Raw genomic sequence first — 25865 nt, 5'->3', positions numbered from 1 at the left:
ATGCTTGAGTCTAACTTAGTTCGAAGGTTTGAACTGAGATTTACGCATACGGTTTAGTGCGGCCATTACATCCAATACTCTTGGTTTCGCTAAGTCACCGTAGTTTGGCATGTTCACGTGCCACTCATCGCTTAAGATAGCGCTAAACTCTTTAGCAGGGTTGTTTGACCAACCCGGAGTTTGTGCAAACTGGAACCATGCCCAACCAATCGCGTTCACTTCTGATGTTGACTCTAACTGCTCTAATGCAGAAAGATCAGCGAATTCCTTACCAAAACGCAGTGACTCTTTGCCTTTCGCGTTAACACGGAACTTACCGTCAGTAAGAATATTCATCAGTGCTGCGCGGTTTAACGAACGAGGAACAAACGTTTCTAATGCCGTCTCACATTCGTTAGTACGTTGAGTAGGGTGTTGAGCTATCACTTCTTGTGCTTTTGCAGTTACGTCTACCGCTTGGTAATCGTGCATTTGAATCACAGTGTCAGCCACATCTAAGTAATCGCCAGAACCACCCATTACAACAATGGTAGAGATATCCATCTCTTCACGTAGTTGGCCAATACGGTCAACAAGTGGCGTGATTGGCTCAGCCCCTTTAGATACTAGCGCTTGCATACGTTCGTCACGAATCATGAAGTTAGTCGCTGACGTATCTTCATCAATAAGTAGCGTTTGAACGCCTGCTTCAATTGATTCTTGTAACCAAGCCGCTTGCGATGTCGAGCCAGATGCATCTTGTGTACTGAAATCAGACGTGTCTTTTTGCATCGGCAAATGGTTGATGTAATTTGATAGGTTCAAGTTGTGAACACAGCGGCCATCTTCAGCGCGGATCTTCATCGTATCAGTCGCCGTCACGATACCTTCACGACCGTCACCAGGAATATGGTTGTAGATAGAACGTTCAACGGCGTTCAACAGCGTAGATTTACCATGGAAACCACCACCAACGATTAGCGTGATACCTTTTGGAATGCCTAGGCCAGTCAGATCACCTTGGTTCGGTGTGTTTAACGTAACACTCAACGATTCTGGAGCAGCGAAAGGTACCGCACCTTTCATTGGTAGGTCACAGTTACCAGCAATACGAGGTAATACGCTGCCATTTGCTACGAATGCCGCCAGGTTGTTTTCTTCCAATTGAGCACGTAACGCGTCTTGGTCTTCAACGGCTTCACAATGCTTAATCATCGCTTCAATGTTGAGTTCGCGTTCAAGCGTTGCGCGACGAATAAACTTAGGCAAATAGAATGTAATGATGTTGATTGCTTTCTTTGCAAGAATACTACGCCCATCAGCCGGTAGGTTGATACGAAAACGGATTTCGATACCGTGCTCGGTGAAAACCACAGATGTGTTATCCAAAACAGTTTGGCCTGTTATTGCGATAGACACAGTTGTTTCTTGCTTAGCAAATTCAGAGAAGCTACGTGCAATAAAATCACGCGCTGCTACTTGGTATTCGTAAGACTTTTCTTTCAGCCAACCTAACCCTGTTAACGACCAGGCGCGTGTTGCGCGAAAACGTGAAGAAGATGCGTACGGGTCACCTTGAACGTGGTCGATGTGTAATTCGAAATCAGCAAAGTCGTATTGACCTTTAATTTGTTGATATGCGCGGAAGTTTTGTTTTTCGAGCTTTTTAAGCTTTGCAGTCAACTGATCCATAACGAGGAATGCCTATATAAAGGGAAGATTAAAACAGAAAGGCGGCGATTATAAAAATCACCACCTTTAGAGTAAAGAGAAAGTAGGCCTAAATCCAAAACAAACTGCTCTTTTTCGCTTTAAGCGTAACGGGTTGTCCCCAAATAGTTTTGATTGATTAAACTGTGTTCGAATTCTTGGCTCGGCATTGGCCGCCCATAAAGGTAACCTTGGCCCACATCGCAGCCCTCGTTGATAATAAATTGCTCCTGAACTTCCGATTCTATGCCTTCAATCGTGACTTTTAGGTCGAGCTTCTTCGCGATTTGGACAATAGAACGAACGATTTCCGAGTCTTCGTGTGAGTTAAGCATCTGATCGATGAAGCTCTTATCAATTTTAATCGTGTCGAACGGAAATTTCTTGAGATAACTGAAAGACGCGTAGCCTGTACCAAAGTCATCCAGTGACAATGTAACTCCAATGTCATGCAGCGATTCTAAGGTATTCTTGGCAACCACTTCATCGGCAATCAGGCCACTTTCTGTCACTTCAAGTTCCAAGAAGTGGGGTTCTAGGTGATAGGTTTCGAGTAGGTGAACCACTTGTTCCGCAAAGTGCACATTCTTGAGTTGAATTGCAGACACATTCACAGCCATCTTGAAATCTTCAACGTATTCGGACCACTCTTTCGCTTTTTCAATCGCATTACGCAAAACAAAGCTTCCGACTTCGAAAATCAAACCGTTTTGCTCGGCCATATGTATCAAGGTTTCGTTGGAGATATCACCTAAGACGGGATGGCGCCAACGTAGTAGGGCTTCAGCACCAACCCAACGATGCGTTAATGGACATACCTTAGGTTGAAAGTAGAGCATGAGGTCATCATTACGGACAGCTTGAAGCAAATAACCTTCGATCTTATTGATGTGACTTTGTTGTTCAGTATGAGATTGAGAGTAGTAAGCGAATTTTTGTCCGGAATCTTTACAGGCGAGCATGGCTTCTGATGATTTCTGGAGAATGCTTTCCGCATCGTCTTCGTTATCAGTAATCGCAATCCCGATAAAGGCATGCAAATGTACTTTGTCACTGTCGATATCGAACTCTGAATGGCCGACTTTAACGAGCGTCTGGCAAAGTTCTTCTAGGCGTTGGTGCAAATCTTTTACGCTGAACGCCAGTACGAGATCGATAGAAGTAGGGCGTGCAGTTAGTACCTCGATATCAGAGATACTGTCGATACGTTTTCGGTATTCAACCAGCACTTGGTCTAACGCGTCATAGCCATATCGAGCCTGTATGCGCCTTCCATTCGTAAACCCTATATGAATAACCGCAAATGAACTGTCCGTCAGCCTTTGTTGTGACGATAGTTTGTTATTTAGGCGAGACTCGAATGCAGTTCGGTTCAAAAAACCGGTGCCGATGTCATGATTCTTTTGGAAGTTTATCTTTTGTTCCGCCGCTCTTCGCTTATCGATCTCTTGGTTTAAAGAATAATTGAGGCTCGCGAGATCTTTAGTGCGAGTGTAAACCCGGTTCTTTAAGTCACGATTCATTTGGGTGAGCTTAGCGTGCTGAAACAAGGTTTTAAGCTGGGATTCTATCGAGGTACGAAAGCTTTCTAATAGCTTGATATAGGTAGGTGTGTAGTGGTTCTCTTTCGAGTCCAAGATGCAAATAGTACCGAACAATTCGCCGTTAGGCCAAAACAGCGGAATGCCACAATAAGAGATTAAGCCAAGCTTTGTATCGGGGTTGTTTTCCCAATCAGGATCGGCAAGCGCATTGGGCACCACAAGCTGTTGCTGAGATTCCATCACCGTTTCGCAGTAAAGCCCATTGCCTAAGGTTTCAGAATCGCCTTTGTTGTAAGGGTTATCCTCACTGCGGCTGGTAGAGAAAACTTCAATGTAGTTGGTGTGAACGCGCATGATAAGTGCGGCGGGAACTTCAGTGATTTGAGCCAAGAGGTCGACAATATTCTGCCAACTGGAGGCCATATCGTCAGGGATATCTAAGTCTATCGTTTTTATCTTCTTCATATGACTCCGAGTCAATTATGCTAAATGCATCAACACATCCTGTGTTAATTAAGATGAACCAAATAAACTGTGAATCTTACTTTTACTAAGTATAAGAAATGTTGCACAAAAAAACCTCTGCAATTTTGCAGAGGTTTTCAAATGTGAATCTGGGTCTCAGTAATGAGATAAGTTTCGATTAAGGCTTTAACTTTATAAAATCATCAGTGTTAAGTTTCTCTTTATAGTCTACCGACGGTTGAGCAAACCCGTTCAACTGTAAAAACTCTTCTTTGAATCCTTGATAGTCGCCAATTACTTGAAAGTTGTTTTCATCCATAGCTTCAAGTAGCTCAGTCACATGAGCTTGGGTTTCTGGATCGAGTTCCCATTCATCCATACGAATTAGGCGTTCGCCGTCCAGAGGGACTTTTGTTTGACCATAGAGTTTGCTACTAAACAGACGCTGCATTTGTTGGATACAGCCTTCGTGCGTCTCTTTCTCTTTCATCACTTTATATAAAGCGAGCAGATAGGGGCTTAACCCCGGAATGAACACACTGGCTTTGGTGACGAGTGCCTTACACACAGTCGCGTAGGCATTACCGCCGAAGTTTGCTAGTTCAAGGTTCAGCGCATGGCTGGTTTGATGAAGGTCTATTTTAGCGCGCCCCAAAGTGCCGTCTAAGTAAATAGGGTGCGTGACTTCTGGACCAACATAGGAAAATGCGATGGTTTTACAACCAGGGGCAATGGATTCAGCGTTGATGAGCTCATCTATCCACTGCTCCCAATCTTCGCCGCCCATGACTTTAAGTGTGCTTTCGGCTTCTTCTTCCGTCGCTGCAGCAAGTGTGTTTGTCACCCAGTTGTCGTGCTCTAGTGAGATAGTCGCGCCGGTAACGCTTTCACCAATAGGCTTAATGGCAGAACGCCAAAGCTCATCAGAATTTGGCTTAGGTCGAACGCCAGCCGCTAAGCTATAGATAATCAGATCCACTTCACCTTCGAAGTAGGTTTCAATGGCTTCGACAACTTGTGTACGTGTTTCTTGTGAAAATGCATCGCCAACGATGTTGATAGCAGTGCGTTGCTCTCGTTCGGCTTCTTTCTTGAAGTAGATGTTGTTGTACCAACCAGCACTACCGAGGGACTTTTCGTTAGGACCGCGCTCGAATGAGACGCCGATGGTGTCAGCTTTTGCACCGCCAAAGGTCACGGCGATACGAGCGGCAAGGCCAAAGCCTGAGGAAGCGCCGATAATCAGTACTCGTTTAGGGCCATCTTTGATTTGCGGCGCACTCTTAACAAACTTGATTTGTTGCTTTACGGCTTCTTGACAGCCAAGAGGGTGAGCGCTTTTGGCTACCACACCCTTGATAATAGGTTCGATCAGCATAAATAACCTTACAGTTAACGGTGATATGCACTCAGGCTAACGTAAAGCTGTGTAAAATTTATTGAGCTAGACCATTAAAACTTAAAGATACTGATATAATTCTTCGGCGACGAATTCAGCGATCCAAGGTTGAGCTTCTGGTTTTGGATGCAGTCCGTCGTTCATCATCCACTCAGGTTTAAGGATGATATGCTCTAGGAAAAACGGCAAAAGCGGCACATTTTGTTGATCAGCAAGCGCTGCAAAAACGTATTCAAATTGCTGGTTGTAACGCTTACCGTAATTCGGTGGGATTTTAATCTGCATCATAATTGGCTTGGCGCCCGCAGCTTTTATCTGCTCAATGATTTGATCAAGGTTTGCAGACATCAGCTTAGGTGGGAAGCCACGGAGGCCATCATTTGCACCGAGTTCGATAAGAACAGTGTCTGGAGCATGTTCTTCAAGCAATTGTGGTAAACGAGCTAACCCGTTGCCGGTTGTGTCACCTGAAATACTGCCGTTAACCACGGTAACTGTTTTGTCATGCTTCGCTAATGCGTTTGGCAATAGACTTGGCCAACTCTGTTTGATGTCCATGTTATAACCAGCACTCAAGCTATCACCAAGGACCAGTAACTTAGAATCTAACTCGGTATCTTGAGCCAAAGAAGCGGTTGAAAATATAATAAAGAATAAAAAGGAAATTAGTCGAGTCATGCATACATCCATCATTAAAGCAGAAGCTGTTTCGAAGACAGTGTCTACTAATCAAGAACATTTAACAATCCTAGAGCACGTCGATATTGATATTCGTGAAGGTGAAACTGTCGCGATTGTCGGCACGTCTGGCGCAGGTAAATCAACCCTAATGACGTTGCTTGCGGGGCTTGATGTGCCAACGAAAGGCGAAATCAGTTTGTTAGGGCAGCCGCTGTCACAGCTTGATGATGAGGCAAGGGCTAAGATCCGCAGTGAATCGGTAGGGTTTGTATTTCAAAGCTTCTTATTAATTCCAAGCCTCTCTGCGCTGCAAAATGTCACGCTTCCTTGTTTACTTAAAGGTGAAGACGAAGACATCGAACGTGCGACGGCTTTGCTTGAATCAGTGGGCTTAAAAGACAGACTTGATCACCTGCCATCTCAGCTATCAGGCGGTGAACAACAAAGGGTCGCTTTAGCTCGTGCTTTTATGATCAAGCCAAAAATCCTTTTTGCTGACGAACCCACAGGCAACCTAGACCAACAAACGGCAGCCAAAATTGTCGAGTTATTGTTTGAGTTGAACTCATCCCACGGCACAACGCTTGTTCTAGTGACGCATGATCCTAAACTCGCACAACGTTGCCAACGAACACTTAAGATGCATGTCGGTCAGATAGAGGAAGTCTAAATTGAATTCATCAAACGGACTGAATAAACGCCTGTTCTCATGGAGTGTCGAAGAGATTCGACACGGTCAGTTGTGGCCAGTTTCAATCGCTTTAACGCTTATTATTGCTTGTGTGTTTGCATTGTCGGCGTTGGCCGAACGTATGGAGCAGGTAATTGTTAAGCAGGGCAAAGATGCGCTTACTGCCGATAGTGTGTTTATCTCAGCAAACCCAATCCCGCAATCCTTATTAGACCTCACTCAGGTTGAACAGTTAGACAGCTCTCAGTTGACCCGTTTTTCAACGATGGCATTCAGTGATAACTCGATGCAGTTAGTGACGGTGAAAGCGGTTGAAAGCAATTACCCATTACGCGGTGAAATGATCTTAGAGGGTGCTGATAAAGCATCAAGTAACCATGTTGAGCCAGGTGAACTTTGGTTAGACGAGCGTATATTTGCACAGCTTGAGGTTGAAATTGGTGACAATGTCACTATTGGCGATGCCGATTTAACGATAACAGGGCGCATCACCCAAGAGCCAGGTTTGAGCTTTAACCCATTCCAACAAATGCCTGCTGTGCTAATTCATACCAGCGATATCGAGGCCACTGGAGCGATTCAACCGGGCAGTCGTGTAAGCTTTAGGCTGTTTCTAAACGGTGATGATACAAAACTGAAAGCCGCGCAAGACAGCGTAGAATTGACACCGAGCGATCGCTGGCGCACGCAAGATTCCGCGAGTCGCACTAACGACATGTTCGAGAGCACAACTCAATATCTTTCGCTAACGGTTGCTATCGTTGTGATCATGGCTGCGACCACTTTGGTACTTACTTGCCAACATTATGTTGCGAGTCGCCGTAAAACCATTGCGATGCTTAAAAGTTTAGGTGCGAGTAAGCAGTGGATCATTAAATGGCTATCTGTACAGGTATCTCTGTTAGTCGTTATTGGCGCTGTACTGGGTATCGCCATTGGTATTGGCTTAGAGTTTTTATTGCGAATCCCACTGGGTGACTTACTGCCAACACCACTTCCTAGTTATGGTGCTGAGCCTGCAATACTGGCTATCGTATCAAGCATCTTGATTGGCGTACCCGCGTTAGGTATCCCACTAATAGGCTTGGTCAACACATCAGCGATCAGCGTTATTCAATCAAACCATCAGTTACGTGAAAGCTATCAAAAGTACTTGTTGTTGCTTGTGCCTATTATTCCAATGATGCTGATGTATGGCGATAACTTGTTGGTGTGGATTGTCTTGGCAGGAATTGCTTGTCTGTTCTTAGTATTGGCGGTCGTGAGTAATGTGGTATTGCGCTTGTTTGGCAAATTACCGACATCAACTTCGATGCGTTTGGCATTAAGTCGAATTAACCGCACACCTTTTGCGACTGGCATTCAGTTTGGGTCCTTAGCGTTGTCTTTGATGCTGCTATCGATTATCTGGTTAGTGAGAAGCGATTTATTGTCGGATTGGCAACAAACCTTACCGGAAAACGCGCCGAATGCGTTTGCACTGAACATTGCGAGCTATGAGAAAGACGATTATCTCGCGACCATTGATGCCAACGATGTAGAGCGTACTCAAGCGTTTCCAATTATACGAGGAAGGCTCACAACCATTAACGGCGTTGAGGCGGCAAAATACAGCGAGACCTCAGAAGAAACAGACGCATTAAGCCGCGAAATTAACTTCACTTGGGGAGATAGCCTGCCTGAGTACAATGAAGTGTTAGAAGGCAGCTGGACACAAGAGCAGGGCGTATCTGTGGAATCCGATGTCGCGGAGCAGCTGGGTCTAAAGATTGGCGATGAGCTATCGTTCACAATCAACAGCCAGAATGTCTCTGCCAAGGTGAACAGCATCCGAAAAGTAGAGTGGCGAGAAATGAAGCCGAACTTCTACTTCATATTTACGCCAGATGTTTTGAGCTCTATTCCTTCTACTTGGCTCGTGAGTTTCCGACTAGAAGAACAACATAATCAGATGCTCAATGAACTCTCTCGAAATCACCCAACCGTGAGTTTGATGGATATTCGTAAAATGGGTAGCAAGATCCAAGAGTTGCTCAAACAGATTGTTTGGTCGATAACCGTACTTGCGGCTTTGGGTGTGGTAGCGGGGTTGTTGCTAATCTTTACTCTGTTGCGATTGAGCTTGTCTCAAAGACAACAAGAGATACGTTTGTATCGCACTTTAGGTGCGAGTAAGAAGCGAATTCTCAACACTATTTGGTGTGAATACGGGTTAATGGCGTTAGTGGCTGGCTCGATTGCTGCGATGGGTTCTGAGCTCAGTGTTGCAGGGGTAATGAACTTTGGGTTCGAGTTAGAGCCTTCACTCCACCCAATGCTGTGGATAGCGCTACCCGTGCTAACGTTTATCACATTGGCCGCGGTAGTGAATAGCTTAATCAAACGTTTGTTGGCACCAGTAAACAAGGATTTTGGCTAGTCTCTAGCGAGATCTCACAAATGCTTAAAACGGTCTAAAAGTAACATTATCTATATTTAGTAATGCACTATTTATAAGGCGTCGCTTTAGACCGTTTTTTATTTGACCAATGCGTAGCACAAGTAACGAATATCGCACCTTAATTTTCCAATTTTTTAGTGTTTTTTAAAACTAATCGCACAATAATGCCGATTTAATGAACAGCGGTTAGTCCCTGTAAACAAAGGGTTTGCGCAACTTAGCAAGAACGTTATCAACAGTTATCCACAAAAACGGTGGATAACTTTAGGGATAAGTTAACATCTATGTTTTAAGAGTACGGATGCAGCCTTTATGTGGCGTCACTTAGGACAATTTTGACTGTTAGAATAACCTTTAAAACTCTATCTGGAGTTATTGAGTCAAGAGATTATTTATGTTTTTTACATAGATATTAAATCCCACTTAACTAAGACCTTGATAAAAATGTGTTTTAATTCATCGCAGAACAAAAGTAGAATAGCGGCAGTTAATCTTATTCTACAGAACACGATGAACCACAACAAAACGGATACAAATCAGCCTTCTATTGCCATTGTTGGTGGTGGTATTGCCGGAACAACGAGCGCGATTCACTTTAGTGAGTTGGGTTTTAAGGTCACTATCTTGGAAAAAGGGCCGAGTTTGGTTAATGGTCCACCAATTTGCCACCTGCACGCTGGCGGCAATTTGTATCGAGATATTTCTGTAGAGCAGTGTCTTCAGTTGCTCACGCAGTCAATTGATACCGTCCGCTTGTTTCCCCACACGATCAATATTCGTCCGACAATTATCGCTGTTCCACACAGTGATGGTGGAGAGCCGTTGGATCTACTTCCGCGTCTAAAGATAATCAAGGACGCTTATGCTGAGCTTGTTAATCAAGATAAAAGCAACCAAGTGCTTGGTAAACCGGAAGAGTATTACAAGCTGTACAGCAAAGAAGAGTTACTAGCACTTGCTACCCAAACACAGCCTCTCAAACCAACATCGCTTGATCATTGGTGTATTCCTTTCGCTAAACATACGGATCTAGAAACCCTTAAGTATCCTGTTGCTATGGTTCAAGAGTATGGCTGGAGTGTATTCCGCTTATCTGCAACCGCTCAACTGTCTTTGGGGCAACAATCGAATTGCTCAGTATTAACCAACAGCCGATTGCAATCTGTTGAATCGTTAGAGCAAGGCTGGTCTTTGACTTATACAGACGCTGAGAACCAAAGCTGTCACCTAACGACCGACTACTTGATTAATGCAAGTGGCTTTGAAACGGGCATCGTAGATGACTTTGTCGGCTCTAAGCAACAAAGACTTGTTGAGTTCAAAGCCGCATACGTTACAGAGTGGCCGTATTCGCAAGAATGTAAGGAAGAGTGGCCAGAGGTTATCTTCCATGGCCCGAGAGGCACACCGCAAGGCATGGCTCAGCTAACACCGTACGCTGATGGTGTATTCCAACTTCACGGTATGACAGAAGGGATTACTCTGTTTGAGGGGGGGCTTGTTTCATCATCAACAGATTCATCACAACCACAGTTGCCTTCGAAGCTTCTTAAGAAAATCGTATCAGGTTGGAGTGAAGAGCAGCTTGAATTAAGAACTCGCGCTGCGATAACGCATATGTCTCAGTTCATCCCAAGTTTTAGCTCTGCACTGGTGGGTGGTAAGCCTCTGTTCGGAGCACAGCAGATTCCGGGAACCGATCCGAGCTTAAGAGCTTCAGACGTTTCATTCTGTGGTGATCGCTATGCTCGACTTGAAGTCGTCAAAGCTTCCTCAACCCTAGAGGCTGCACAAAAGGTCGCTGAGCATTGGTTTGATGTCGCAGAGTCAGTATCGATTGAAGATACACACTCAGTGACAATGTCACTTAATCTAAGTGATATTGAGAATAGAGCGATAGATTTGACACAAGAACGTGGATACCCAGAAGCTCTTGCAAAGGTGTCAGGTCAAGATCACGCTTAAAATTGCGCTGATTCACCTAGCGTTTAAATCATGATGGCCTCACCAAAAAAATCCAGCTTGCTGCAAACAGTAAGTTGGATTTTTAGTTAATACGTCTTGCTCATGTTCTTAATTTAAGTGGCTTTTATCTACAGGGGCGCATCAATAGCCGAAAAACTGAGCCCATTGGCACCACACATCTTGTAATCCTAAGCGATCGCCTTTACTAAACGAAACCTCATGTCCAGGTTTGGCTTGTGCTAAGCGTGGCAAATCGATTCTGGCGACACATCCAATCTTCGGATAGCCACCAATGGTCTGTCTGTCATTAAGCAACACGATAGGTTGCCCATCTTGGGGGATTTGAATCGCACCCAAGGCAATGCCTTCTGACAATAGCGAAATATCAGGTGAATCAACCGCTTCACCACTCAGTCGATAACCCATGCGATTTGAATTTTGGTCAACGTGATACTGTGCGTTATACAAAGTCTCTTTTGCTGACTCGGAGAACAGCTCGCTTTGATAGCCTTCAATCACTCGCAGGTTCACTGGTAGGTTGTAATTAGGCGTGTATCGAAAGGTAACACTCAACGCTTTAAACGGGCGAGAGAGTTTGTGTTGGGTAAACGCAATTTGTTGCCCTTGCTGGCATGGCTCTCCATTTTGCGTTAATCCACCAATCTTTTCACGAGTCACCGTAGAACAGCTATGAAGAGTAGATGGAACATCGAAGCCACCCTTAACGGCTAAATACGCCCTTAGACCATTTTTAGGCAAACCAAATGAGAGAACTTGCCCTGCGAAAGCTTGAAAAGTACGCCAGTTCGACTGTGGCTTACCATCGAGCTTCGCTTGTAAATCGCCACCACATAACGCCATTTCGCAATCAAAATCGATTCGTAACGCACATTGCCCAAGCGTGATTTCCAACGCCGCTCGGTTGACTGGGTTTCCGAGCAGGTGATTGGCCCAGCTATACGAGTAATCATCAACAGGACCACCTTGTGTTAATCCAAGATGAGCAACACCAAATCGTCCGAAATCTTGAATCAAACTCAACGGGCCGGGTTTAATCACTGTTAGTGTTGGTTTAGCGATTGTATTAACCATGAGCGACATCTCCACTAATCTCCATAAGCCTAAGCTCTACAAATTCTTGTTTTGAAATCGCGATGAAACGGACCGTATCACCAACATTAAGCAGAGACAGCGGCGTTTGCGTGGTATCAGCGTTCTTCAATTGGCTGTGATCAAACAGTGCGAGCGGGCAATTGCCAATAATATTCCAACCGCCCGGTGAGTCCGAAGGATACACCGCCGTTTTAGTATCCGCGATGGCGATGCTGCCTTTCGGTACACTTAAGCGAGGGGTTGAATGACGAGGCAAAGCAAGCTCGTTGACCACATCAGACATAAACGCAAAGCCAGGCGTAAACCCAATGGCACTGACGCTGTAAGTCTGTGAGGTGTGATGTTGAATGATCTCATCCAGCGACATGCCTTTGGCTTGATATCGGTCTAAGTCGAGTGCTGTTTCTGGTGAGTAATAAGCGGGAAGCTCGATAGTGTTACGCGTGTTACTAACGCTAGAGAAAGACGAAAGAGCGTGATTCAACAAATTATTGAGTTGTTCCATGAGCTGCTGTTCTGATATTCGATAAGGTAGGTAATCGACCAATATTGTTTGGTAAGCCGGCGTCACATTCATCAATACAGATGTTAAATTTTGGCGAATGGCATCGGAAAAGTGAGCCATGTACTGCGCATAATCGGCGCTAGATTGATTATTTGAAGGCGATAGCGTCAAGGTCACCAAAACGCTGCATTCTGCGACTGGCGCTATATTGAACTCAATTTGATTCGTCGTCATTTCGTTTCCATACGTTTGTTTGCCTTTGATTGACTTACTGCCTTTTATTTGCGTATTTGGCGTTTTTAACATCCGTGTCTAAACCAATACAAAGCGATTAGACCTTACGAGTAATTGGTTGGATGCTCGGTTAGGCGAGTGATAAGGCCATGCGCCATACCAATCACACGCTTCATACTAGTTAAAAGCGTTAAGGTCTTGTCTGATTTTTCTAATTAATGCGATGGATTGGGGGTTATCACCATGAACACAGATGGTATCGGCTTCAATAGGCAGTCTTTCACCTTCAATGGTCGTGACCGAACCGTAGTTAATGATTTGCATGACTTGGTTGTAGATGTCGTCTTGATTGACGTAAACCGAGCCTTTTTGAGTTCGCGGCGATAACTGCCCATTATTCAAGTATGCACGGTCGGCAAACGCTTCAAACAATAGGGGTAAGTCATGATCGTCAGCAATATCTAAATACTGCTGATTGTCTGATGAAGAGAGGATCATTAAGGGGATGTTAAATTCAGCGACGGCTTGGGCTACCGCATTAAACACATCAATGTTCGCCATCATATCGTTGTAAAGGGCGCCATGAGGTTTCACATAGCCAACAGATGCATGGTGATATCGGCAAAGGGCTTGTAGTGCACCGACTTGATAACAAACTAGTTCACTGATCTCGTCCATAGTATGAGGAATAGAACGGCGACCAAACCCAACCAAATCTTGATAACCAGGGTGAGCACCAATTTGGGTGTGATAGTGCTGCGCCAGTTTTATGGTTTTGGACATAACGTGCGGATCAGACGCGTGAAAGCCACAAGCGATGTTTGCCATATCGACCCATTCCATGACCGACTCATCATCGCCCATCTTCCAATTGCCGAAACTTTCTCCCATGTCGCAATTAAGCAAAATCTTCGTTGTCACGTGGTGCTAATCCTTTACGTTGAGGTAAGTAATGAAGGTCTTATAAATGCCATAAATAAACAGTGACCTGACTCAAACTTTCGACACCGAAAATTTACCAGTATGGCATTTCATATATAGTTGAACTATTGATTAAAGGATTAATATCTATCTGTATATTAGGTGAGCACATGATTTCGCGCCAGGTTTGCTTAGGACTAGCATTAACGACACCTGTTTTTGTAGCTGCTCAAGAAAACTCTTTAGACCAACTCATGTCAATGAGCCTTGAAGAGTTGTCTATGTTAGATGTTGAAATGGAAACGGCTTCAAAAGTGACACAAAAACTTACCGACATTCCTTCATCGGTTTATGTACTTTCTAATGAGCGAATTCAACGCAGTGGGGCGAAAACCATTGCGGAAGTGCTAACGCTAGTACCCGGCCTCAAAGTGACCAAGTTTAACGAGACCTCGTGGTTTGTTTCGACGCGCGGCTTTCATGATGGGCTGTATAACAAAATGCTCGTGATGATGGATGGACGAAGCTTATTTAGCCCAGTCTATGGCGGTACGTATTGGAGCGATGTTGACTATATACTTGCCGATATCGAACGCATCGAAGTATTAAAAGGCCCCGGCGGAACGATTTGGGGAGGCAATGCGGTTAATGGTGTGGTGAATATCATTACTAAGTCTGCCAATGGGACTCAGGGGACGTATCTCTCTGGTGTCGCCTCTAATACTGATAATTACGAGTTTAGTGTTCGTCAGGGTTTAAGCCTGAATGACGATGTGAATGCGCGTGCATTCTATAAGTACCGAGAAGAACCCACGTATCGCACAAACGAATCTGAAAAATGGAAAGCGCAAACGGCTGGGATGGTGTTTCAACCAAGTAATACTGAAGAAAACTGGTCATTACGTATTGGTGGTGAGAAAAGCTTTTATGAGTCGGAACTCTATACGTTCCAATATGATAACTCAGGCTCGTTTGTCGGTTCACAAGCCAATGATTTTGATAACAAGAGCCAATCTGCTTACGTTCAATTTAACGACTCTCGTCACTTTACTGAAAGTTCGACACTCTCGTATTCGCTATGGGGTGAATATAATGAGGATAACGCGCCAGACGCCCCGGGAAGTTATTCCACAATCGATTTTGACTCGACCTATATCAACCAGCTATCTGCAAAGCATCAGATGACACTCGGTGGTGGCCTGCGATATATGTATCTTGATTTCTCGTCTAGCCAAGTTTCGGATGTGGATTGGTACAATCCCGATTACGAAGGTCGAGCCTACAATATCCAATCTGCCAACGATTATATTGCGAACGCTTTTATACAGTCTCAAATTCAAATGACGGAAGCGCTATCTATTACTATTGGTGCCAAGGTTGAACACTTTACACAGAATGACTCAACAGAACTTTCACCTCAACTGCGTGGCTTATATAAGTTAACTCAACGTCACTCAGTGTGGGCGGGGCTTAGCCGTGCGGTTGTTGCACCATCTTATATGGATTCAAACTCTACATACTACTTCAACAGTTATAATACCGATTCAAACGACAGTTATCTGGATGTCTATAAATCAAACTCGAACCTTGAAATAGAGGACGTCATAACGGCTGAAATGGGGTATCGCTACTCTAACAATTCAAATTTCGAGCTCGATGCAACAATCTACCTGAGTGAACATGACAATCTTCGCTTCCACAGCTATGACCCGAATGATATCCCCGCCAATCATATCTATGTCGGTGCATTATCTGATGATTATAAAGCGAAAACCTATGGCTTAGAGTTAGGCGCAAGTTATCAAATTACAGAAGATCTCACCAGTTACCTTAGTTATGCCTATTCAACGTTAGAAGGCGAAAACAAGGGTGATGACCCTAAATCTAGCCCACAAACTGGCGTCTATCACGACATTGATAATGAACATTTAGCCACGGCACAGTTGATGTGGAATATCACCGATAGCTGGCAATTCGATGTTATCGGCCAATACATTAATGTGAATTACCCAGACTATTGGATAGCAGGCGATGGCACTCAATACGAATGGCAATCTTACCCACATGAAATAACCTTTGATGCACGTCTTGCATGGAAAAAGTCATCCGCAGCACCTTTAATTGAAGTGGTCGTTGAAAACATTGGTAAGAGTGACGGCTATCAAGCTGAATTCACGTCTGAGAAAAGTGTTAACCAAGAGTCTGTATATGTGAGGGTCTCTCATGAATTCTAAGTGGCTCAAGTACCGTATTAAGCTTGGTTTTACTAAACTCAGCCTTGCCACTTTAGCTATGTTTATTGTGCCTTTGAATACATCGGCGGCTAGCTTCAAGCCTTATGAAGTGAAAGCGGTGTACCTTTTTAGAATTGCCAACTTTATTCGTTGGAACGACGAAAGCACCATGAATACGGTTAACTTCTGTGTGATTGGCGATGAGAAGGTAAGCAAAGCACTGACGTCGATTACACAAGGAAAATCTATTCGTTCTCTCGCTATTCAAGTACATCAATTGGTGACTCCTAAGTGTGATATCACTTATCTATCTGATCTCGATAATGATGAATTTAGCCGTAAAGCCCACTCACCACATACTGTGACGATTAGCGATATCCCAAACTTTACGGACATGGGAGGAGTCATTGAGCTAACGCACATCGATAATAAGTTAAAGCCTAAGATCAACTTAGTGAATGCAAGACGCGGTGAATACGTCATCGGCTCAAACCTGTTACGAATCGCTATAGTGGAGGGCAAATAATGTTGTCTTTCATTAATAATTTATCGATTAAAAACAAGCTGATATTACCGATTGTCATCTTCATCGCAGTTACTTTTGTGACGATTCAATCAGTTAATTACACTGTCACTTTTGAGCGAGAGAAAGAGAGTCTTATTCAGCGAGTTAAAGTGTTGGCACAAGGTGTTGCTTATAACCTACAAGCCGCGATTCTATTTGAGGATAAATCTTCAGCTCAGGAGATTTTGTCAGCTTTCGTCGCAGATAAAGATATCGTCAGGGTGAAGCTCTATGACATTAACGAACAGCTTTTTGCGAGTTATCAAGTCAGTAATACGCTGGTTCCAAGGCCGAATACCGATGAATTAAATGACATCGCAGATCATCAATTTGCCATCTCCGAGAATTTCATCTTTTTGCTTGTTCCGGTGACGCTGGATGACGCTGTGATCGCTAACTTGAGAGTAACAATATCAAAAGAAACGTTTAATACGATCTTAACGAATATTTTCAAGGTTGCGGCCGTCTACTTGCTGTTTCTGGTGATCTTAGGCGGGGTACTGGTCAAATTGGTTCAACGCTTGATTATCGATCCAATGTTTGACCTTAATGAGGCGATGCAAGCCTTTGTTGAACGTCGTTCAGAACAACCAAAATTAGTCGCAACGAACCACGATGAGATAGGGGATCTTGTTCGAGCTTTTAATACCATGCTCGAAAGACTTCAACATCGTGACAACCAAATCAACTTTACGCTAGATAAACTACAAGAAGAAAAGTCGTTTGCGAATGAAGTAATTGAAACTGTTCAGCACTCGTTGTTGGTAGCCGATGAAAAAGGGTTCATCGTTCATGCGAACGCTGCCACTCGTGACATTTTTAAGTGTACCGAAGCGTTTCTTGAAAATTTATTGATCCAAGAGTTGATCGCGACAAAGCAAACTGGGTTCTTACAAGAGGTTATCGACGCCAATATTGAGCTGAATGACGAACTACTCGAAACCACCGATCTCTTTAACTCAAAACGTTGGCTTCGTGTGAGCAGCCGTTCGTTGTCAAAGCACGGTCGTATTCTTTATGCAATCCAAGATGTCACGGGGATAGAAACGGCCATGAGTCGCCAGCGTATAGCCGCGGGTGTTTTTGAGAACAGCAAAGACGGCTTAATCGTACTGAATTCATCCAATGTAATTACCATGGTAAACCCAGCTGTCACCCAACTTCTTGGTTATCACGCTGATCTGCTGGTGGGCAAAACACCATTTGACGTTTTTTCTTGGCAACAGTTGTCATCCCTAATGCCGACAATTCGCAGTTCATTGGAAAATTATGGGCAGTGGCAAGGCGAGGTATGGGAGAAGAGTGCATCTGGCACTTTGGTTCCAATGTTTGTAAAAGTGAATCGAGTTTCGTCAGACAACGAGAAAGACGAGTTTGATATGGTACTCACACTGTCTGATTTATCTAATGTCAAAGAGATGGAAAGGCTTGAACACTTGGCTCATCACGACGCATTAACGGGTTTGGCCAACAGAGCTCAGCTGTATAAGGTAATGGATGATGTAGTCACGTCTAGCCATTATTCTAATCAGCATTTTGCGGTTATCTACTTGGATCTCGATGGCTTTAAACACGTTAACGATAACTATGGACACGATGCGGGCGACGAAATCCTCAAAGAAGTATCGAGCCGGTTGCTATCACAAGTTCGTGCAGGAGATTTGGTAGCACGTTTGTCGGGTGATGAATTTGTTCTTATTATTAAACAGACCAATAAAGTCTTGTTAGCAAAGTTAGCGGAGCGACTGTTGGAGCTGATCGGGCAAGAGGTGACCCATAAACAGCGTTTGCTTCATGTTGGAGCGAGCTTGGGCATACACTTAGTTGATGGTTCAGAGCGTGATATAGACGTGATTCTAAAGGTTGCCGATGAGGCGATGTACCAAGCAAAACGCAAAGGAAAAGGTCAATTTGTGTTCTCTCGTGATAGTTAATAGCCGTAGGCGTTTGTGACCTCTACCTAAGTTGTTGTATCATAAGTGATAGGTTGAATATTTTTAATTAAAAGGTCTGCTAAACATGAATGTTTTAGTTACAGGTGGCATGGGTTACATCGGTAGCCATACAAGTATCCAGATGATCAACGCAGGTATGACACCTGTACTTTTTGATAGCTTGTATAACAGTAAACCAAGCGTTCTAGAGCGTATCGAAAAAGTATCTGGTGTTCGCCCTCATTTCATTGAAGGTGACGTTCGTGATAAAGCGCTTTTGACTGAAACCATGAAGCAACACAACATTGAAGCCGTTATTCATTTCGCTGGCCTAAAGGCGGTTGGTGAATCTGTAGCTAAGCCTCTTGAATACTATGACAATAACGTGAACGGCACGTTAGTCCTTGTTGATGCAATGCGTGACGCTGGTGTAAAAACCTTAGTATTCAGCTCTTCAGCAACGGTCTACGGCGATCCTGCGAGTGTGCCTATCACCGAAGATTTTCCAACAAGCGCAACCAATCCTTACGGTCGTAGTAAGCTAATGGTTGAAGAGTGCTTAACCGATTTCCAAAAAGCCAATCCAGATTGGAGCATTACACTGCTGCGTTACTTTAACCCAGTAGGTTCACACCCAAGTGGTGAGCTAGGTGAAGACCCGCAAGGCATTCCAAATAACCTAATGCCATTTGTATCTCAAGTAGCCGTGGGCCGCCGTGAATTCCTATCGGTATTTGGTAGCGATTATCCAACAAAAGACGGGACTGGTGTTCGTGATTACATCCACGTCATGGATCTGTCTGATGGACACATCGCAGCGCTTGAAAAAGTAGGGCGTAAAGACGGTCTTCATATCTACAACCTTGGCACTGGTAACGGTTCGAGTGTATTAGATATGGTTAAAGCGTTCGAGAAAGCGAGCGGTAAACAAGTCCCTTATAAACTGGTCGATCGTCGCCCAGGTGATATTGCAGAATGTTGGGCAGACCCTGCTAAAGCTCAAAAAGAGCTGGGCTGGAATGCGACGCGAACATTGACTGAAATGACGGAAGATACATGGCGCTGGCAGTCAACGAATCCTAATGGTTTCCCTGGCTGATCTAGTCGTTTCATGAATGATTAATATACAAAAAGGTGCTTTAGGGCATCTTTTTTGATCTAAATCGAATAAAAAGTGAATTAGTGGTTAAAAAGTATCATTCTGTATCGGTTGTTGTTATCATGCTCGCGAATTATATGTTTAATGTTAATTTTCTTTGGAGTTAATCATGGAACTAGGCCTAATTATCACTTTCATCATTGCTGCTGCAGTAATGGTTAAGAAAGAGATGGCAGAGAAGTAATTTCACTTTATCCCTTTTTGATACAATTTTTAGTGAAATAATAAAAGCCAGCATTTAGCTGGCTTTTTAGTATCTGCTGTATACGTTTCTGTGGTTCAGCTTTCTAACGAATTAGAATTCGTATTTAGCTGAAATGCCGTAGTTTCTTTCCGCTTGAGAGTTCTCTTTGTAAAGCTCATCATCGCCACGAATGTCGTTCCAACGGTAGTACTCTTCGTTAGTTAAGTTGAATACGCCACCACGGATAGTAAGATCCTTCATTGGCTTGTAGTAAGCTGTCAGGTCAACAACCGTAGCGCTTGGAAGCTCAGCTTGACCAGCGTTGCCGCCGCTTTCGTCATCGAAATTGATGTCTGAACCAGACTTGTTAGCCGTGTAGTTTAACTTAAGGCTAGTACCCCAGTTTTGGTTTGGAGCATCATAGTTAAGACCTAATACAGCATTCCAAGGGTTAACACTATTCAGTGCATTACCGTTTCCGTCTTCACCTTCTGTATATGAAGCAACGAAGTGAGTTGAAATCCCCTTAGGTGCACCTACCAAAACATCCCATAGTAACGTGTTAGAGAATTCAACCCCCTTAATTGTTGCCGAATCTAAGTTAACGTTAGAGTAGTGTGTAGTTCCGCCAACTTTTTTCGTTACCACTGTTTCGATGAAGTCATCGTAATCACTGTAGTAAGCCGCAATCTCAGACGATGAGGCCTGTGTATTATGACGGTAACCTAGCTCATAAGAGATACTGGTTTCTGACTTAAGATTCGGGTTTGGATCGTTTACGTAACCATGTCCTGGGTTGTCATACGTGTAGTACAGTTCATCGAAAGAAGGGGCTCTAAAGCCTTGGCTAATTTGGCCAAAAATGGTGCCTGTATCAGTAAGTTTGTATGTTGAGCCTAAGCGTCCAGTTACCGCAGAATCAGAGAAGTCCGTAAGTGACTCACCTGTATTTTTACCAGGGTCTGTAGAGAAGTGATCGAAACGAACACCTGGAGTAACAACAAGTTTGTCGTTCATTAGGCTAATTTCGTCTTGTACAAACAGACCAAACTTCTGCTCTTTAGCATCAGGAGTGTATACATAAAGCTGATCATCAGTAGCAGGATCAGAGTTGTACTCCATATTGGTATTGCTGATGTCGCTATGTGTATAAGTTGCCCCATAAACTAGGTAATGGTTGTTAATCTCTTTATCTAGCTGAGTTTCGAGCTCAAGCTTATCTTCGGTGTACTCGTAATCTTTGGTTTGAAGATTGTCGTTGTTAGCAGGAACGTAAGGTGGAAAGCCCGGACCTGCGGGTTTAAAGCGTTTCGTCACACCATTTTCTTCTTTGGAAATGTACGATACTTTACTGGTCACGGTATCGGCAATTGCGCCATCAGCGAACCAAATGTGTTTAATCGCAAATCGATTTTGCTCTGTATCATCTGCACCCGTGTAGCTATCGTAGCTTGAGTGATAAATGTCAGAGTCTGAAGTATCTTTGATTAGTTCAGCTAGAAACTCAATACGATGGCTTTCATTCAATTGATATTGAAATTTTACCAATAGGTTATCGGCTGATGTGTCTTGATCTTCTACTGCGTAATTCTCTAAGTTATTAGAGTCGCGGAAGTTTTGAAGCTCTTCTCCGTCACGGCGAGTGTAGGCAACCAATGTTTCTAAGTCACCAAATCGATTAGCTAATGCAACGTGCTCACTGAAAGAGTTATCTTCTGAAGAGTAAGACAGTTTCGCTTGGCCACCGAAGTCTTCGCCATCTTTCAAGAAATCAGAAGGGTCTTTAGTTTCAAAGGCAACAACACCGCCAATAGCATCACTTCCGTGTAAACTTGAAGCAGCACCTTTGATAATTTCGACACTTTTAAGCATGTCGGGATCGATTGAAATACCGCTAGAATTGATAAATGCGTATGGACCGCCATCAAATGAACCTGGCTGAGAAGAGCCATCGACTAAAATCTTAACGCGTTTACCTTCCATGCCACGAATGTTGATAGTCTGTGCGCCTTGGCGAGAGCTTGAATTCATCGTTACACCCGGAGTGTATTCGAAGATTTCATTCACATCTTTCGCCATGTTCTCTTCAATTTGCTTATCCGAGATGACAGTAACAGAAGCCGCAGTATTGATAAGTGTTTGATTCGTACGAGTTGCCGATACAACAACCTCGTCAAATAGGGCATAATCGTCAGCAAAGGCTGATGTTGATGAAAGCGCTAAAACGATTGAAGCAGAGAGTAGGGATTGCTTATACATCTGATAGTTACCTTAGTTCCATAGTATTATCTTGATTTGCGAAAGATAATATTGGATCTAAATGATAATTACTATTATTTGCATTTAAATAATTTTCAATCTTATCAACTAATTCATAATTAATACTCTTAAATACCTGTATTAAAAAGACTTTTACAGTTCCATTCATAGCCTGAATGCTTCTGTTTTTGTGATCCAAGTCTCATTTATAAAGTAGGAAAGCTATGCATAGTCCAATAACACTTGAAGCATTACATATATTAGATGCCATTGATCGTCGTGGGAGTTTCGCAGCTGCAGCAAATGAACTGGACCGAGCGCCTTCTTCATTGAGTTATCAAATCCAGAAGTTAGAGCAAGACTTAGATATCATGATTTTTGATCGCTCAGGCCACCGTGCAAATTTCACGGAAGCGGGGCAGTTAATATTAGAGCAAGGTAGAATCATTCTTGGTGCCACTGAACAACTCGTTAACGATGCGAGTATTCTTGCTAATGGCTGGGAGCTAGATTTAACCATTGCCTTTGATGGCATCATTCCTATTGCCAATTTCTTCCCGTTGGTTGACGAACTCGGGAAAATCAGCAAAACACGTGTTCGCTTACAAGAAGAGATCTTAGCCGGATGTTGGGAATCCCTGACAGATGGCCGAGCCGATTTATTGGTATGTCCCAAGCTCGACACGATTCCAAACGATATGAAAAGTGACATCATTGGTAAGATGGAAATGGTATGGGTCGCGGCATCAAACCACTACGTTCATAAACGTTCTGGCGAGTTCGATCAAAAAGCGAGGGAAAGTTACAGGGTTATTGCAATTGCAGACACTGCTCGCGATCAACCAGCGTTAAGTCGCAATATTCTAGAGAAACAACCTCGTTTAACCGTAACAAGCTTCCCTGCAAAGGTAGAGGCTCTGACAACTGGATTAGGGATTGGCACCTTGCCGAGTAGTATTGCTAAGCCGCTGATTGAATCTGGCGTTCTACAGCAGATTTCGGGTACAGAACCACAGCCGATCGATATCGTCATGGCTTGGCGACGCAACAAAATGGGCGACGCCAAGTCTTGGTGTATCCAACATCTTAAAAAGACATGGGCGTTAAAGTAACGGTAACACCATATCTGCAGTACCATCTTCAAAACTGATATCTAGCTCGAAGCCGAGCTTTTGAGCTAGTGTCAGCATCCCTCTATTCGTTGGCATCGTCATGCCCGACATCTGTTTAGTCTGCTTCGCACGGCAGTAATCGATAACCTTAGTCATAAGAATACGACCTAAGCCGACACCTTTCAGATCGGAACGTATCAGAATCGCGAACTCGGCATCGGTGTTCTCTGGGTTAATTAGCGCTCTCGATACACCAATAATCGCAGGCACACCTTGTTCCTTACGAACCACCACAAACGCGATTTCTCTATCGAAATCAATCTGAGTAAAATTCGCCAACGCCTCATGATTGAATTCACCAACATCACTAAAGAAACGCTTATACAGATCCTCTTTAGAGACGCGATTAATAAAGTCAGCATGAAGCGGTTCATCTTCAGGAAGAATAGGGCGTAACAACACTTCGGTGCCGTCCTTGAGTACGATATTCTCTTCAAGCTCGACCGGATAAGGGCGAATCGCAAGACGTTCTTGTGGATCGCCTTCGTACGCTTTCAAGATGATATCGGCATCTAATATCGTGAACTTGTCACCATTGGCCAGTACTGGATGGATATCCAAATCATGTATTTCAGGGCAATCCACTACCATTTGCGAAATACGAACCAGCAACTCAGAGAGCCCTTCAATGTCGATTGGGTTAGGCAGTTTTTGCAGGCGAATCTTGCCACTTTTTATCGCCCTGATGATCAAGTAACGCGCCAGTGTCATGTTAAGCGGTGGGAAAGCAGCCGCGGCATCAATCGATTCATCCCACTCAGAGCCACCTTGGCCAAGTAAAATGATAGGGCCAAAGGTTTCGTCCGTTGTGACCTTAACTCGCAGTTCTTGGCCGCCTGCAAGCTTGGCCATACCTTGAATCAACAAGCCATGGATATGAGCAGTAGGGAACGACAATTGAGATCGATCGAGAATTGCCTGAGCGGCATTCGCGACTTCGCTACTGTTTCGCAAATTGAGCATCACACCTTGAACGTCTGACTTATGCGCAATGTCTGGCGAGCGAAGTTTTACGGCGACCGGGTAACCGATCGTTTCAGCAATGTGCACAGCTTCACTTGGGTCGGAAGCAATCCAAGTTGGCAACACATCAAGATTGAAGTGCTTGAAAAACTGACTGTTTTGATGGGTATCAAGACTAACTGTATCTTTATCCAGTAGTTGGCGTTCTATCCAATTTTTGGCATCTGCCAAGTCTTCAATGTGCACTTTTTCTGCCGTGGTCGGCGTTTCCATTAACTGACGTTGGTTGCGTCTGTACTCGACCAAGTGCATGAATGCGACCACTGAACTTTCAGGCGTTCGATAGGTTGGGAACCCCGCTTCAGTAAACAGCTTTCTCGCCGGCCTTGCCGTTAACTCCCCAGACCAATTCGTTAAGATATTAAAGCGCTTGTGGCGAGAATGCTTTTTAATCGCCTCAATAATTCGCTCTGCTGTTTTGGCTGAATGTGCGACCGCAGAAGGACTGTGCATGATAAGAATGGCATCCGCTTCATCACCATCGAGCAAGATGTTTATGGTGTCGATATAGCGTTGATCGCCGGCATCACCAACAATGTCGATAGGGTTGCTATGAGACCAACTAGATGGCAAAACCTTACTGAGTTTATCGAGCGTATCTTCAGATAATTCTGCGAGCTTACCACCGCGGTCAAAAAGGGTGTCCACGGCCATAATTGCAGGGCCGCCACCATTGGTAACAATAGCCAAGCGCTCGCCACGCAAGGGGACTGAATGAGTCAGTGTCTCTACAGCAGCAAACAGTTCATGCAAATTCTTAACTCGCAACATACCGCTGCGTCGGATCGCAGAGTCATAAATAATGTCTAAGGTATCGGCACCACCGGTATGTGCCATGGCCGCTGCTCGGCCTTTCGCTGTTCGCCCGCCTTTTAGCACTAGAATTCGTCGGTTGCGTGACGCTGCACGCGCTGCAGAGATAAAGCGCCTCGCATCAGTAATGCTATCAACATAAAGCAATATCGCTTCGGTGTGAGAATCGGTACTCAGATAATCCAAGAGTTCCGAGAATTCAATGTCACTGCCATTACCTATTGAGATAAACGCTGAGAAGCCAATCTCTTTGTCGTTCGCCCAATCTAGAATCGTGGTACACACTGCAGCAGACTGAGAAACAAAGGCGATTTTACCTGGCAGTGCAGTCACTGGAGAGAAAGAGGCATTTAAATTTAACCATGGGACAATTATCCCCAAGCTATTGGAGCCAAGCACCCGAATGTTGTGTTTTTTAGCAATCGCTAGGCATCGTGCATCATACGTTTCGCCATTATCGCTTTGTTGCTGCATGTCGGAAGAAAGCACGATGACAGAGGCTATGCCTTTCTCGGCTAACTCTTCAAATATAGCCACATTACGGGTCGCATTGGTACAGAGAATCGCAAGGTCAGGCACGATAGGCAGTGACAAAATATTCTTGTATGAGAGTACGCCTGCCACCGAGTCATATTTTGGCGTAACGGGCATCACCGCACCTTTAAAATCCCCGTGCAACAAATTATTCATGACGATATATCCCGCGCGCGTTTCTCGTTGAGAAGCACCAACAACAGCGATTGAACGGGGTTTAAGGAGGGGATCAAGATGATTCATAGACATATCCTAGCAATGCACGTAAGTTCATCGTAACTTACTTTTCACTCACGGGTTGATGGCAAATTCACCGAATTCAGATGAATAAGCAAACACTG

Annotated in this window: 17 protein-coding genes; 8 read left to right on the top strand and 9 right to left on the bottom strand. The window is 44.1% G+C overall.

Features of this window, described 5'->3' with window-relative positions; translation table 11 throughout:
• Window positions 1–15: 15 nt before the first annotated feature.
• From AACU28_RS05100 to AACU28_RS05085, 4 genes are all read right to left on the bottom strand, one after another.
• Window positions 16–1671 (bottom strand): ABC-ATPase domain-containing protein, encoded by a 1656-nt coding sequence (locus AACU28_RS05100; protein WP_121602494.1) that lies wholly within the window; start codon window positions 1669–1671, stop codon window positions 16–18.
• Window positions 1672–1790: 119 nt separating this feature from the next.
• Window positions 1791–3698, bottom strand: coding sequence for a bifunctional diguanylate cyclase/phosphodiesterase (locus AACU28_RS05095; RefSeq protein WP_004730954.1), 1908 nt, complete (start codon window positions 3696–3698; stop codon window positions 1791–1793).
• 178 nt (window positions 3699–3876) lie between these two features.
• Entirely contained in the window at window positions 3877–5076 is a 1200-nt protein-coding gene (gene fabV, locus AACU28_RS05090) for an enoyl-ACP reductase FabV (protein ID WP_121602493.1), read from the bottom strand.
• Window positions 5077–5157: 81 nt separating this feature from the next.
• Window positions 5158–5775 (bottom strand): arylesterase, encoded by a 618-nt coding sequence (locus AACU28_RS05085; protein ID WP_004730957.1) that lies wholly within the window; start codon window positions 5773–5775, stop codon window positions 5158–5160.
• Between AACU28_RS05085 and AACU28_RS05080 the strand changes: the two genes are divergently transcribed.
• The 3 genes from AACU28_RS05080 to AACU28_RS05070 all read left to right on the top strand — a co-directional run bounded on the left by AACU28_RS05080 (window position 5774) and on the right by AACU28_RS05070 (window position 10874).
• Window positions 5774–6448, top strand: coding sequence for an ABC transporter ATP-binding protein (locus AACU28_RS05080; protein ID WP_004730959.1), 675 nt, complete (start codon window positions 5774–5776; stop codon window positions 6446–6448). The two genes, AACU28_RS05085 and AACU28_RS05080, sit on opposite strands and share 2 nt — an antisense overlap.
• A gap of 1 nt (window position 6449) precedes the next feature.
• Entirely contained in the window at window positions 6450–8888 is a 2439-nt protein-coding gene (locus tag AACU28_RS05075; RefSeq protein ID WP_121602492.1) for an ABC transporter permease, read from the top strand.
• Between the two features lie 531 nt (window positions 8889–9419).
• Window positions 9420–10874, top strand: a complete 1455-nt coding sequence (locus tag AACU28_RS05070) for an FAD-dependent oxidoreductase (RefSeq protein ID WP_065607166.1) — start codon at window positions 9420–9422, stop codon at window positions 10872–10874.
• Between the two features lie 141 nt (window positions 10875–11015).
• Here the strand turns inward: AACU28_RS05070 and AACU28_RS05065 are convergent, their stop codons facing one another.
• The 3 genes from AACU28_RS05065 to AACU28_RS05055 all read right to left on the bottom strand — a co-directional run bounded on the left by AACU28_RS05065 (window position 11016) and on the right by AACU28_RS05055 (window position 13647).
• Window positions 11016–11966 carry a 5-oxoprolinase subunit C family protein gene (locus AACU28_RS05065; RefSeq protein ID WP_409122111.1) on the bottom strand — a complete coding sequence of 317 codons (951 nt, stop codon included), beginning with the start codon at window positions 11964–11966 and terminating at the stop codon, window positions 11016–11018.
• Complete coding sequence (locus AACU28_RS05060; RefSeq protein WP_121602490.1) at window positions 11959–12726, bottom strand: 5-oxoprolinase subunit B family protein; 768 nt, start codon at window positions 12724–12726, stop codon at window positions 11959–11961. The genes AACU28_RS05065 and AACU28_RS05060 overlap by 8 nt, the downstream gene beginning before the upstream one ends.
• Before the next feature lie 177 nt (window positions 12727–12903).
• On the bottom strand, window positions 12904–13647 hold the full coding sequence (locus AACU28_RS05055) for a 5-oxoprolinase subunit PxpA (RefSeq protein ID WP_017064591.1): 744 nt from the start codon (window positions 13645–13647) through the stop codon (window positions 12904–12906).
• A gap of 170 nt (window positions 13648–13817) precedes the next feature.
• Here AACU28_RS05055 and AACU28_RS05050 point away from each other — a divergent pair, with 170 nt between their 5' ends.
• The 4 genes from AACU28_RS05050 (at window position 13818) to galE (ending at window position 19479) form a co-directional block, all read left to right on the top strand.
• Entirely contained in the window at window positions 13818–15881 is a 2064-nt protein-coding gene (locus AACU28_RS05050; protein ID WP_121602489.1) for a TonB-dependent receptor plug domain-containing protein, read from the top strand.
• Window positions 15871–16407, top strand: a complete 537-nt coding sequence (locus AACU28_RS05045; RefSeq protein ID WP_108155986.1) for a YfiR family protein — start codon at window positions 15871–15873, stop codon at window positions 16405–16407. The genes AACU28_RS05050 and AACU28_RS05045 overlap by 11 nt, the downstream gene beginning before the upstream one ends.
• Window positions 16407–18380 carry a diguanylate cyclase domain-containing protein gene (locus AACU28_RS05040; RefSeq protein WP_121602488.1) on the top strand — a complete coding sequence of 658 codons (1974 nt, stop codon included), beginning with the start codon at window positions 16407–16409 and terminating at the stop codon, window positions 18378–18380. Before AACU28_RS05045 ends, AACU28_RS05040 begins: the two co-directional genes overlap by 1 nt.
• A gap of 85 nt (window positions 18381–18465) precedes the next feature.
• Window positions 18466–19479, top strand: coding sequence for a UDP-glucose 4-epimerase GalE (galE, locus tag AACU28_RS05035; protein WP_102496918.1), 1014 nt, complete (start codon window positions 18466–18468; stop codon window positions 19477–19479).
• Between the two features lie 355 nt (window positions 19480–19834).
• Here galE and AACU28_RS05030 read toward each other — a convergent pair whose 3' ends face one another.
• Window positions 19835–21982 (bottom strand): TonB-dependent hemoglobin/transferrin/lactoferrin family receptor, encoded by a 2148-nt coding sequence (locus AACU28_RS05030; RefSeq protein ID WP_121602487.1) that lies wholly within the window; start codon window positions 21980–21982, stop codon window positions 19835–19837.
• A gap of 224 nt (window positions 21983–22206) precedes the next feature.
• Here AACU28_RS05030 and AACU28_RS05025 point away from each other — a divergent pair, with 224 nt between their 5' ends.
• A complete protein-coding gene (locus tag AACU28_RS05025; protein WP_004730984.1) occupies window positions 22207–23094 on the top strand; it encodes a LysR family transcriptional regulator in 888 nt (295 codons plus the stop codon).
• Here AACU28_RS05025 and AACU28_RS05020 read toward each other — a convergent pair.
• Window positions 23086–25767: a bifunctional acetate--CoA ligase family protein/GNAT family N-acetyltransferase gene (locus AACU28_RS05020; RefSeq protein WP_102445875.1), complete on the bottom strand. Its 2682-nt coding sequence runs from the start codon at window positions 25765–25767 to the stop codon at window positions 23086–23088. The two genes, AACU28_RS05025 and AACU28_RS05020, sit on opposite strands and share 9 nt — an antisense overlap.
• Window positions 25768–25865 lie beyond the last annotated feature (98 nt).

It is taken from the genome of Vibrio sp. SBT000027 (genome assembly GCF_963894355.1).
GTDB classification, from domain to species: Bacteria; Pseudomonadota; Gammaproteobacteria; order Enterobacterales; family Vibrionaceae; genus Vibrio; species Vibrio splendidus.
The sequence above is the reverse complement of the archived record's forward strand: the minus strand, read 5'-3'. Positions and strand labels throughout refer to the sequence as shown.

Coding starts and splice junctions, on each gene's coding strand:
- AACU28_RS05100 (WP_121602494.1), bottom strand. CDS start 1,671: ATGGATCAGTTGACTGCAAAGCTTAAAAAGCTCGAAAAACAAAACTTC.
- AACU28_RS05095 (WP_004730954.1), bottom strand. CDS start 3,698: ATGAAGAAGATAAAAACGATAGACTTAGATATCCCTGACGATATGGCC.
- fabV (WP_121602493.1), bottom strand. CDS start 5,076: ATGCTGATCGAACCTATTATCAAGGGTGTGGTAGCCAAAAGCGCTCAC.
- AACU28_RS05080 (WP_004730959.1), top strand. CDS start 5,774: ATGCATACATCCATCATTAAAGCAGAAGCTGTTTCGAAGACAGTGTCT.
- AACU28_RS05085 (WP_004730957.1), bottom strand. CDS start 5,775: ATGACTCGACTAATTTCCTTTTTATTCTTTATTATATTTTCAACCGCT.
- AACU28_RS05070 (WP_065607166.1), top strand. CDS start 9,420: ATGAACCACAACAAAACGGATACAAATCAGCCTTCTATTGCCATTGTT.
- AACU28_RS05065 (WP_409122111.1), bottom strand. CDS start 11,966: ATGGTTAATACAATCGCTAAACCAACACTAACAGTGATTAAACCCGGC.
- AACU28_RS05060 (WP_121602490.1), bottom strand. CDS start 12,726: ATGACGACGAATCAAATTGAGTTCAATATAGCGCCAGTCGCAGAATGC.
- AACU28_RS05050 (WP_121602489.1), top strand. CDS start 13,818: ATGATTTCGCGCCAGGTTTGCTTAGGACTAGCATTAACGACACCTGTT.
- AACU28_RS05045 (WP_108155986.1), top strand. CDS start 15,871: ATGAATTCTAAGTGGCTCAAGTACCGTATTAAGCTTGGTTTTACTAAA.
- AACU28_RS05040 (WP_121602488.1), top strand. CDS start 16,407: ATGTTGTCTTTCATTAATAATTTATCGATTAAAAACAAGCTGATATTA.
- galE (WP_102496918.1), top strand. CDS start 18,466: ATGAATGTTTTAGTTACAGGTGGCATGGGTTACATCGGTAGCCATACA.
- AACU28_RS05030 (WP_121602487.1), bottom strand. CDS start 21,982: ATGTATAAGCAATCCCTACTCTCTGCTTCAATCGTTTTAGCGCTTTCA.
- AACU28_RS05025 (WP_004730984.1), top strand. CDS start 22,207: ATGCATAGTCCAATAACACTTGAAGCATTACATATATTAGATGCCATT.
- AACU28_RS05020 (WP_102445875.1), bottom strand. CDS start 25,767: ATGAATCATCTTGATCCCCTCCTTAAACCCCGTTCAATCGCTGTTGTT.